The organism is Cellulomonas sp. IC4_254, from assembly GCF_011603975.1.
In the GTDB taxonomy this organism is placed as follows: domain Bacteria; phylum Actinomycetota; class Actinomycetes; order Actinomycetales; family Cellulomonadaceae; genus Cellulomonas.
Window position 1 is genome coordinate 1 of record NZ_JAANNB010000142.1, and the last position, 10,430, is coordinate 10,430.

The window sequence follows — 10,430 nt, forward strand, 5'->3', positions numbered from 1 at the left end:
TGGCCGTGCCGGGGCGGGACGCGCGCGGCGTCCCGCCCCGGCGTGGGCGTCACTCGGCGACCGAGAAGCCCGCGTTCTTCAGGTCGTCGACCGTGGCGGTCTGCATGGCCTCGACGGCCGCGAGGAACGCGTCGGCCGTCCGGGCCTCCGTGGCCTTGCCGAACTCGTCGTTGTACGCGGAGTACGCGACGTTGACGTTCGGGCCGTAGGTGAAGGGCTGCACGCCCTTCGCCGTCTCGGCCGCGATGTCGTAGAAGTCGGCCTGGCCGGAGAAGAAGGCCGGCGGCTCGGCCAGCGCCTCCGCCTGGGCGTCGAGGTCGGCCGGGTACAGGCTGCCGTGCTCGACGAGGGCGTTCACGCCCTCCTGGCTGCCGTTCATCCAGGCGATGAACTCCGCGGCCTCCTGCGGGTGCTCCGACTGCGAGGTGACCGAGGTGGCGGAGCCGCCCCAGTTGCCGGTCGCGTCGTCGCCGGCCTCCCACTGCGGCATGGGCGCCATGGCCCACTTGCCCGCGGTGTCGGGCGCGTTGCCCTCGAGGACGCCCGGCGCCCAGATGGCCGACAACCAGCCGACCTGGGAGCCGTCGTTCAGCGCGGCGTTCCACTCCGGGGTGTACATCGGCTTGTTGTCGATGACGCCCTGCTCGACGAGGCCGCCCCAGTACTCGGCGACCTTCTGCGTCGGCTCGGCGTCGATGTCCACCGACCAGGACTCGCCGTCGATGCCCCACCAGGAGGCGCCGGCCTGCTGCGCGAGGCCGGTGAACCAGCCCGCGTCGTTCGCGGAGAACGTGCCGAGGTACTTGCTCGGGTCCGCGGTGTGCAGCTGCTCGGCGACGGCGGCGTACTCGTCCCAGGTCGTCGGGACCTCGAGGCCGAGCTGCTCGAAGATGTCGGCCCGGTAGTAGAACTGCATGGGGCCGGAGTCCTGCGGCACGCCGTAGACGGCGTCGGAGCCGAGGGTCACGGACTCCCAGGTGCCGTCCGCGTACTGGTCGGACAGGTCGGCGGGGAGCACGTCCGACAGGTCGGCGAGCGCGTCCGCGGCGACCAGCGTCGGGATCTTCTGGTACTCGGTCTGCATCAGGTCCGGCGCGCCGGAGCCCGCCTTGATGGCGGTGAGCAGCTTGGTGATGGCCGGGTCGCCGCCGTCCTGCTTGTTCACGGTCACCTGGATGTCGGGGTTCGCGGCGTTCCACTCCGCGACCGTCTCCTCCATCCCCGGCGCCCAGGTCCAGAACGTGAGCTGGACGGGCCCGTCGGCGGACGACGACCCGCCGTCCCCGTCCGAGCCGCTGCCGCAGCCGGCCGCGAGCAACGCGGTCGCGGCGACCACGGCTGCGGTCTTCATCGCTGTGTGCAGGCGCATCGGTCCTCCTCGTCAAGGACCCGCCGCGTCCTCGCGGCGGGGCGTCACACCGCGGGCGATCACCGCGCTGTGTCTCGTGCACATCGGCTGTGCACGGTCACAGTACGATGCGGAGCACAAGGCTTGTCAACACGGGCCAGCCTCCTGTTACCTACTCGTGTCCCGCCCTCCGTGGCTGGGACCGTGCTCAGCCCGAAGCAGCGTCGCCCGAGGAGATCCATGACCGCGCAGCCCACGTCCGCCCACCCCGACACCCCCTGGGTCCTGGGCCTGGACGGCATCGCCTACGGCGGCGACTACAACCCCGAGCAGTGGCCCGAGGAGGTCTGGGCGGACGACGTGCGGCTGATGCGCGAGGCCGGGGTGAACCTGGTCAGCGTCGGGATCTTCTCCTGGGCCCTGCTCGAGCCCGAGGAGGGCGTGTTCGACTTCGGCTGGCTCGACCGCGTGATCGACCTGCTGCACGCGAACGGCATCCGCGTCGACCTCGGCACCCCGACCGCGTCCCCGCCCGCCTGGTTCTTCGCGACCTACCCGCACACCCGGGTCGTCGACCGCGCCGGCACCGTGCTCGGCTTCGGCTCACGCGGCATGGCCAACCCCTCCTCCCCCGAGTACCGCGCCGCCGCCGTCCGGATCACCACCGAGCTGGCGAAGCGCTACGGCGCGCACCCGGCGATCGCCCTGTGGCACGTGCACAACGAGTACGGCGCCCCGGTCTCCGAGGACTACTCCGCGACCTCCGCCGCCGCGTTCCGGACCTGGCTGCAGGCGCGCTACGGCACCCTCGACGCGCTCAACGCCGCCTGGGGCACCGCGTTCTGGGGCCAGCGCTACGGCACCTGGGAGCACGTCGACGTCCCCCGGCTCACCCCGTCCGTGACGAACCCGGCGCAGCGGCTCGACTTCGCGCGGTTCACCGACCACGCCCTGCGGGAGTGCTTCGTCGCCGAGCGCGAGGCCATCCGCGCGCACTCGACGATCCCCGTCACCACCAACTTCATGGCCGCCGAGTGCCCCGCCGTCGACCTGTGGAAGTGGGCCGACGAGGTCGACATCGTCTCCGACGACCACTACCTGACCGCCGAGGACCACCGCAGCCACGTCGGCCTCGCGCTCGCCGCCGACCTCACCCGGTCGGTCGCCCGCGGCAAGCCGTGGCTGCTGATGGAGCACTCGACGTCGGCCGTGAACTGGCAGCCGCGCAACCTCGCGAAGCGCCCGGGCGAGATGGCGCGGAACTCGCTCACGCACCTCGGCCGCGGCGCCGACGGCATCCTGTTCTTCCAGTGGCGCGCGGGCCGCCGCGGCGCCGAGAAGTTCCACTCCGCGATGCTGCCGCACGCCGGCACCGGCTCCCGGGTGTTCCGCGAGGTCGTGCAGCTCGGCGCGGACCTGCGGAAGCTCGCGCCGGTGCGCGGCTCGCGGGTGCGGGCCGACGTCGCGATCCTCTGGGACTGGGAGTCGTTCTGGGCCCAGGACCTCGAGTGGCGCCCCTCGGTCGACCTCGGGCACCGCGAGCGCATCCGCGCCTACTACGACCGGATCTGGCAGGACGGCCTCACGGTCGACTTCGCGCACCCCGAGGCCGACCTGTCCGGCTACCGGCTCGTCGTCGCCCCGGCGTCCTACCTGCTCACCGAGGAGGCCGGCCGCAACCTGGACGGCTACGTCGCCGGGGGCGGGACGCTGGTCGTCGGGGCGTTCTCCGGGGTCGTCGACCAGGACGACGCCGTGCCCGCGGGCGGGTTCGCGGCGTTCCTGCGCCCCGCGCTCGGCGTGACGGTCGAGGAGCACGCGCCGCTGCGCGCCGGGGAGCGCGTCGAGGTCGCCTGGACCGGGCCGCTCGCCGGGACCGCCGCGACGCCCGCCGCGGTCTGGACCGAGGACGTCACGCTGCACGGCGCCGACGTCGTCGCGACCTACGTCGACGGCCCGCTGCCCGGCGGCCCTGCCGTGACCCGGCACGCCCACGGCGACGGCACCGGCTGGTACGTGTCGACCTGCCCGTCCGTCGACGGGCTCGCCCCGCTGCTCGCCGCCGTGTACGCCGACGCCGGGCTCGCGCCGGCCGGGCTGCCGGCCGAGCTGGAGGTCGTGCGCCGGCACGGGGCCATGGCCGACTACCTGGTCGCCGTGAACCACGGCGCCGAGGCGGCCGAGCTGCCCGCCACCGGCACCGACCTGCTGACCGGCGAGGCGTTCGCCGGCACCGCGAAGGTCCCGGGCGGGCAGGTGCGGGTCATCGAGGTCGCGCACTGACCCGCACGGCCCGGCGAGCGCCCAGCGGACGCGTCGAGCGCCTATCCCGCGGATAGGCGCTCGACGCGTCGGGTGGGCATTCGCGGTGCGCAAGGGGCGGCCGGCCCGAGGCGGTCGGCGCGCCGGGCGCCGGGCGGGCTCAGTGGCGGGTGCGGGAGGCCAGGGTCGCCAGGGTCAGCGCCACGGCGTCCTCGGCGAACGCGCCGCGCCAGTCCGGTCCGCGCTGCGCGGCCCAGGCGCGCCAGGCGGCGCCGCCCCAGGTGCCGGCGGCCGAGAACAGCGCCGCCGTCGCCGCGGGCAGGATCACCGACCGGCCGCGCTGCCGAGCGAGGACCACGCCGCCGAGCGCCGCGGCGACCGCGCGGCTCTGCGGCCCGGGCGGGTCCAACCGGCTCGGGGTGCTGGGCAGCTTGTCGCCGGTGAGCTCGGCGACGACGCCGAGGCGGGCGCCGAGCCGCTTGACCCGGCCGCTCGCCGGGTCGGCCAGCGTCGGCGCGGCGAGCGCCAGGGAGGCCCGGCTGCCCGCGGCGACGCCGAGCACGGCGCTGCGCAGCAGCAGGCCGGCGGCGGTCCCGCGGCGCCGGGGCTGCGCGAGCGCCACGGTCGGGTCACCGGGCACGGGGCCCGGGCCGGCGCGGTGGTGCGTGCGGTGCACGGTGCGGTCGTGTCGTCGTCCCATCCACCGACGGTCCCGTGCCGGGAGCGGGTCGGCAACCGCAGGGCCGGCGCTCCGGGGCCTGGCCGCTGCGGGGCCGGGGCGCTGCCGCGGACGCACCGCGGGCGGGGAGCCGTCCCTCCCGGCTCCCCGCCCGCGTCAGGGCTGCGACGCCCCCTGCGCGCCCGGCCGCCCTCCGCGGCCGGACGCGTCGCCGGTCACCCGGCGTCACCGGTCACCCGGCGAGATCGAGCGAACCCTCGTCCACGGCGATGACGCTCCAGGTGGCGCCGTCCGCGTCGGTGAGCTCGTAGGCCGGCACCAGCAGCGCCGCGCCGTCGGCGCCCGACACCTGGGTCACGCCGAGCCGCGCGCCGGTGATCGTCACCTGCTGCACCGACCACGGGATCGCCGAGCCGGGCCGGGCCGTCGGCGGCACCGTCGGGTCCGCGGAGGCGGCGGCGGACGAGTCGTCCGTGACCGCGCCGTCGGTGGCCTCCGCCCGCGCCAGCGGCATGGCGCCGCCCGAGCCGGCGCCGAACCGCGGGTCGTTCAGCCGCTCGACGGCCGTGGCCGCGCCGACCACCGGGTACTCCCCCAGGTCGACGAGCGGGGCGAGCGAGCCGTACAGCGACTGCACGCCGTCGGCGACGAGCGTCACCGACCAGGTCAGGCCCGTCTGCTGCCCGTCGAGCACCTGGTACGCCGTCACCGACGAGGAGCGGGCGTCACCGGTGTCGACCACCTCGTACTGGTAGCCGTCCGGGTCGACGCCGAGCGAGCCGAGCAGGTCCCGCACGGCCGAGGTCGCCGCGTCGCCCGCCGGGGCGGGACCGCCCGTCGGGTCGCACGACGGGCCGACGACGCCCGGCAGCGCCGGGTCGACGAGCGCCGGGTCCAGGGTCGCCGCCCCGGAGCCCGCCTCGCCCTCGACCGCCGCGCCCGCATCGGGCTGGTCCGTCGCGGACGCGGTGCAGGACCACGGGTCGCGCGTCGGGTCGTAGTAGCTCAGGCCGGCGGTGCCGTCGGGCTGCAGCGACACCGTGGCGCCCGAGCCGTCCTGCGGGCCGACCGTCCACGCGCCGTACTGCTGCACCGGGTCGCCGGTGACGCCCAGGACCCCGGCGACGCGCGCCGCGGTCTCGGCGGAGAACACCGACGCGGCGTCGAACGCCCACGCGTGGGCCGAGCCGGCGTCGTCGGCCAGCCCGGACGCGGAGAAGACCGCGCGCCCGCCGAACCACGGGGCGATCCGCATGTCCGCGGCGGAGGCGGCGCCGTCCATGGCCGTCGCGCCCTCGGCCGCGGGGCCGGACAGGGTGATCGGGGCGTCGGCCGTGACCGCGTCCCCGCCGCCGCCGGTCGCGCCCACGGCGTACCCGCCCGCTCCGGCGACCACGGCGGCCGCGGCGGCCACGGCCGCGACCTGGAGCCAGCGCGACCGGCGCCGCGCGGCGAGCGGCACGACCGCGGCGTCGCCGTCCCGGTCCGTCCCGGAGGCCGGGTGCTCGGCCGGTCCGGCGGCGACGCGGCGGGCCACCTCGGCGCGCAGCGCGTCGGTGTCGAGCCGCGCGTCGGCGGCCGGGTCCGCGGCGCGCAGCCGCGCCAGGGCCTCGTCCTGCGCGCGGGCCGTGCCGTCGGCCGGGTCCGGGTGCGGGTCGCGGTGCTCGTCCACGGTGGTCTCCTCGGGTCCGTGCGCCCGCCGCCGGTGCGGAGCGGGCGCGTCCACCCCCTCTGTGTCGCCGGCCCGCCGGGTCTTGCACGGCGTCGACCGGCGCGGTGCCTGCGGTCAGTCCGCGGCCCACACCTCGCGGAGCCGGGAGCGGGCGCGGGACAGGGCAGCGTCCGCCCCGCCGCGGGACACGCCGAGCACCAGGGCCAGGTCCTCGCCCGACAGCCCCTCCCACGCGGTCAGCAGCAGGACCTGCCGGTCCCGGGCGCTGAGCCGGGCCAGCGCCTCGCGCACCCGCTCGTCGCGCACCGCGAGGACGGCCGGGTCGTCGGGGTCGGGCTCGTCGGGCACCGACTCCACCGGCACGGGGCGGCCCTTGCGCCGGTGGTTCGCGAGCACGAAGCCCGCGGTGCGGTACAGCCAGGGCAGCTCGTGGCCGTCCGGCACCTCGGCGCGCCGGCGCCAGGCGACGGTCAGCACGTCGGCCGCGAGGTCCTCGGCGTCGTCGCCCGCGCCGCGGCGCAGCAGGTACCGGTGCACCGCGGTCGCGTGCCGGGCGAACAGGTCCTCGAACCAGGGCTCGTCGCGCGGCCCGACGGCGGTACCGGCGGGGCCGTCCGTCCCCGTGGCGTCGTCCGTCCCGGCGGCCGGCTGCTGAGCGCTGTGCACGCGTTCCCCTCGCGTCGGTGGCGGGGCGCGCGCGTGGGCGCACGCCATCACCCCCACTGTGTCGCGTCGGCGCCCGTTCTTGCACCGTCCCCGCGGCGAGTCGGCGGAGCGCCCCGGACGGGCCGCGCGCCGCCGGTCAGCGCTCGGTCGGGCCCACCGGCGAGACGCCCAGCTCGTGCACCAGCAGCAGGAACGCCCGGCCGTACGGCGTGCCCGAGGTCTCCTCGCGCACCCGCTCCCAGTCGATCTGCTCGCGCAGCGCCCGCACCATCGCGATCATCCGCGTGAAGTCGCAGTAGTGCTCCCCCAGCACCCGCATCTTCGCCGAGATGATGTCCGTGGCGTCCAGCACCGGCATCCGGACCGCCAGCACCTCCATGACGTCCGAGCGCGCGAGCATCTCGCGGGTGATCGGCTCGCCGACCATCCGGAACAGGATGTCGACCAGCGCGCCGTGGTGGAACGCCTTGAACAGCCAGTTCTCGGGCGGGTCCTGCACGTCGAGGCCGGCGGCGGCGAGCGCGGCACGCGCCTGCGGCACGTCCTCCTCCGAGATGGCGAAGTCCGCGTCGTGGTCCGGCTCGGGCGCCCCGCGGGCCCACGCGGCGTACCCGCCGACCAGGGCGAACGCGATCCCCGCCTCCTCCAGCGCGACGGCCGCCATCCGGAGGGCGTCCTGCAGCGCGGTGCGCGGGTCGGGCGGGTCCGCGGCGCCGGGGCCCACCTCGGCACCCACGGCCGCGGCGGTGGCGGCGTCGGAGGTCATGCCCCCGGAGTCTGCACGACGACGCGCGCGTCCGCAGGGCGGCGGGAAGAATCGCGGACGTGCGACTCGCGACGTTCAACATCCTGCACGGGCGGAGCCTGACCGACGGCAAGGTGGACCTCGACCGGTTCGCCTCGGCCGTCCGGGGGCTCGACGCCGAGGTCCTCGCGCTCCAGGAGGTCGACCGCGACCAGCCGCGGTCCCACGGGGCCGACCTGACCGCGGTCGCGGCGGAGGCGATGGGCGCGCAGGCCCACCGGTTCGTCGCGACGCTGCACGGTCATCCCGGCACCTGGACCGCCGCCACCGGCGAGGACCAGCCGGCGATCGCCGCCTACGGCATCGCCCTGCTCAGCCGGCACCCCGTGAGCGCGTGGCGGGTGCTCACGCTGCCGACGCTGCGTCGCCGGGTGCCGATGGTGCACCGCGGGAACCGGCGCCCGTCGCTCGTGCAGGACGAGCAGCGCGCCGCGCTCGCCGCGGTCGTCGAGACCCCGGACGGCCCCCTCACCGTCGTCGCCACCCACCTGACCTTCATCACCGCGTGGAACGTCGTCCAGCTGCGGCACCTGGTGCGGGCGTGCCGGGGACTGCCGCGACCGATCGCGGTCACCGGCGACCTCAACCTCGAGGGCGCCACGCCCGCGCGGGTCTCGGGCTGGCGCTCCGTCGGCCGGGTGGACACGTTCCCCGTCGAGGTGCCGGACCGGCAGATCGACCACGTGCTCCTCGACGGGCCGGTCGTGCCGTCCAGCGAGCCGATCGCCGTCGACACGGGCATGTCGGACCACCGCGCGCTCGTGGTGGACCTCGCGGTCGGCGAGGGCCGGGCGCGCGGCTGAGGCCGGGCGGGGTGCCCGGCTGAGGCCGGGGGCGCCGGCCGGGACCCGGCGCGGGAGTCCTGGGGTCAGTCGGCCTCGGGGTCGACCAGGAACCAGACGGTCTTGCCGTCGTCCCCGTGCTCGTCGACGCCCCAGGTGCGCGAGAGCGCCTCCACGAGCGCCATGCCGCGGCCGCTCACCGCGGTCGGCGCGGGGTGCTGCACCTGCGGGCGCGCGGGGCTCTCGTCCGTCACCGCGACGCGCACGCCGCGGTGGTCGATCCGGACGGCCACCCGGACGCGCCCGTGCTCCGGTCCGTGCACGACGGCGTTGGCCACGACCTCACCGGTCAGCAGCTCGATCACCTGGTTCGCCGACCCCGCGACACCCGACGCGGCCACCCGGTGCATGATCCAGTGCCGCGCCGCGCGCGGGGCCGAACGTCGGGCGTCGAGGACCAGCTCGTCGTGCTCTGCGCGCGCGTCCGCACGCCTCGCACCCGGCGCCGAACGAAGGTCCCTGACGTCACCCACCCGCCTACTGTGCCCGACGCGGAGCCTGTCCGCTGACCGAACGACACGCCGGGTGGGGGTTCCGGGACCGTCACGGGGGTGCCCGACGCGCCTCTGCGGCCGTACTGTCGCAGAGCGCGGCGGGCGCCGGACGCGGGCGTCGGCGCCGACCGCCCGAGCCGCAGGAGGTCCCGTGCCCACCGACGCCGACCCCGCCGACCGTGCGCCCGGCGGACTGGTCCTGCGCTCCGCGGCCGGCCGCGGCACGCTGCTCGCGACCGTCCTCGGCTCCGCGCTCGTCTTCCTCGACGGCACCGTCGTCGGCATCGCCCTGCCCGCCATCGCGGACGACCTCGGCGCCACCACGGCCGGGCTCCAGTGGACCGTCAACGGGTACGCGCTCACCCTCGCGGCGCTGCTGCTGCTCGGCGGGTCGCTGGGCGACCGGTTCGGCCGGCGGCGGGTGTTCGTCATCGGGACCGTGGCCTTCGCCGCCGCGTCCGTGCTCTGCGCCGTCGCGCCGACCGTCGGCCTGCTGGTCGCGGCCCGCGCGCTGCAGGGGGTCGGCGGCGCGCTGCTCACCCCCGGGTCGCTGGCGATCCTGCAGGCGACCTTCGTGGCCGGCGACCGCGCAAAGGCCATCGGCGCCTGGTCCGGGCTGAGCGGTGCGGCGGGCGCCGTGGCGCCGTTCCTGGGCGGCTGGATCGTCGAGCAGGTCGGCTGGCGCTGGGTGTTCGGCATCAACATCCCGCTCGCGGCCCTGGTCGTGGCCGTCGCCCTGCGGTTCGTGCCCGAGTCCGCCGACCCCGAGGCGTCGGGACGGCTCGACGTGCTGGGCACCGTGCTCGCCGGCATCGGGCTCGGCGCCCTCACCTGGTCGCTCACCGCGTGGTCCGAGGCCGGCACCCCGACGGGACCGGTGGTCGCCGTGGGCGCGGCCGGGGTGCTCGCGCTGGTCGCGTTCCTCGTCGCCGAGGCGCGCTCCGACCACCCCGCCCTGCCGCTGCGCCTGTTCCGGTGGCGGCCGTTCGCGGCGGTGAACCTCGCGACGCTGCTCGTCTACGCGGCGCTCACCGGGATCTTCTTCTTCCTGCCCGTGACGCTCCAGGTGGTCACCGGCTGGTCGCCGCTGGCCGCCGGGATCGCGTCGCTGCCCGTCACGCTGCTCATGCTGCTGCTGTCGGCGCAGGGCGGCGCGCTCGGTGCCCGCATCGGACCGCGCATCCCGATGACCGTCGGGCCGCTGCTCGCCGGCGCCGGTGCGGTGCTCCTCGGCGGCATCGGGGCCGACGCGCACTACCTGCTCGACGTGCTGCCCGGGGTGCTGCTCGTCGGCGGCGGGCTGGTGCTCACCGTCGCACCGCTCACCGCCACCGCGCTCGCCGCCGCACCCGACCACCTCGCCGGGGTGGCGTCCGCGACCAACAACGCCGTCGCCCGGGTGGCCGGCCTGCTCGCCGTGGCCGTGCTGCCGCTGGTCGCGGGGGTCGGTGCGGGGCTGTCCGACCCCGAGGTGCTCGCCCACGCGCACCCGGTCGCCATGCTCGCCTGCGCCGGGCTCATGGCGGCGGGGGCCGTGGTGTCGGCCATCGCGATCCCGGGGTCGGCGGCCGACGTGGCCCCGCCCCCGGCGGTCGCGCCGCCGGCGCCCGGGGGGCTGCCGACGCCGGAGCCGCCGGCCGCCGCGGCCGGGCCGGTGGGGGG

At 76.8% G+C, this 10,430-nt stretch carries 9 protein-coding genes; 3 read left to right on the forward strand and 6 right to left on the reverse strand.

From position 1 onward, the window contains the following. Positions 1–49: 49 nt before the first annotated feature. Positions 50–1,369 carry an extracellular solute-binding protein gene (locus G6556_RS13535; protein WP_166942296.1) on the reverse strand — a complete coding sequence of 440 codons (1,320 nt, stop codon included), beginning with the start codon at positions 1,367–1,369 and terminating at the stop codon, positions 50–52. A gap of 219 nt (positions 1,370–1,588) precedes the next feature. On the opposite strand from G6556_RS13535, the gene G6556_RS13540 reads away from it, so the two are divergent. Beyond that, positions 1,589–3,631 (forward strand): beta-galactosidase, encoded by a 2,043-nt coding sequence (locus G6556_RS13540; protein ID WP_166942299.1) that lies wholly within the window; start codon positions 1,589–1,591, stop codon positions 3,629–3,631. 139 nt (positions 3,632–3,770) lie between these two features. Here the strand turns inward: G6556_RS13540 and G6556_RS13545 are convergent, their stop codons facing one another. The 4 genes from G6556_RS13545 to G6556_RS13560 all read right to left on the reverse strand — a co-directional run bounded on the left by G6556_RS13545 (position 3,771) and on the right by G6556_RS13560 (position 7,393). Further along, entirely contained in the window at positions 3,771–4,310 is a 540-nt protein-coding gene (locus G6556_RS13545; RefSeq protein WP_166942302.1) for a hypothetical protein, read from the reverse strand. 211 nt (positions 4,311–4,521) lie between these two features. Next, positions 4,522–5,961 (reverse strand): hypothetical protein, encoded by a 1,440-nt coding sequence (locus tag G6556_RS13550; protein WP_166942305.1) that lies wholly within the window; start codon positions 5,959–5,961, stop codon positions 4,522–4,524. A gap of 114 nt (positions 5,962–6,075) precedes the next feature. Further along, positions 6,076–6,522, reverse strand: coding sequence for a sigma-70 family RNA polymerase sigma factor (locus G6556_RS13555; protein ID WP_240934494.1), 447 nt, complete (start codon positions 6,520–6,522; stop codon positions 6,076–6,078). A 241-nt stretch (positions 6,523–6,763) separates the two neighbouring features. Then, on the reverse strand, positions 6,764–7,393 hold the full coding sequence (locus G6556_RS13560) for a nucleotidyltransferase family protein (RefSeq protein ID WP_166942311.1): 630 nt from the start codon (positions 7,391–7,393) through the stop codon (positions 6,764–6,766). Between the two features lie 59 nt (positions 7,394–7,452). On the opposite strand from G6556_RS13560, the gene G6556_RS13565 reads away from it, so the two are divergent. Further along, entirely contained in the window at positions 7,453–8,235 is a 783-nt protein-coding gene (locus tag G6556_RS13565; protein WP_166942314.1) for an endonuclease/exonuclease/phosphatase family protein, read from the forward strand. Between the two features lie 65 nt (positions 8,236–8,300). On the opposite strand, the gene G6556_RS19620 is transcribed toward G6556_RS13565, so the two are convergent. Continuing rightward, positions 8,301–8,675: an ATP-binding protein gene (locus G6556_RS19620; RefSeq protein ID WP_166942320.1), complete on the reverse strand. Its 375-nt coding sequence runs from the start codon at positions 8,673–8,675 to the stop codon at positions 8,301–8,303. Positions 8,676–8,919: 244 nt separating this feature from the next. On the opposite strand from G6556_RS19620, the gene G6556_RS13575 reads away from it, so the two are divergent. Then, positions 8,920–10,430, forward strand: a 1,511-nt coding sequence (locus G6556_RS13575; protein ID WP_166942317.1) for a DHA2 family efflux MFS transporter permease subunit, incomplete at its 3' end; no start/stop codon positions are given.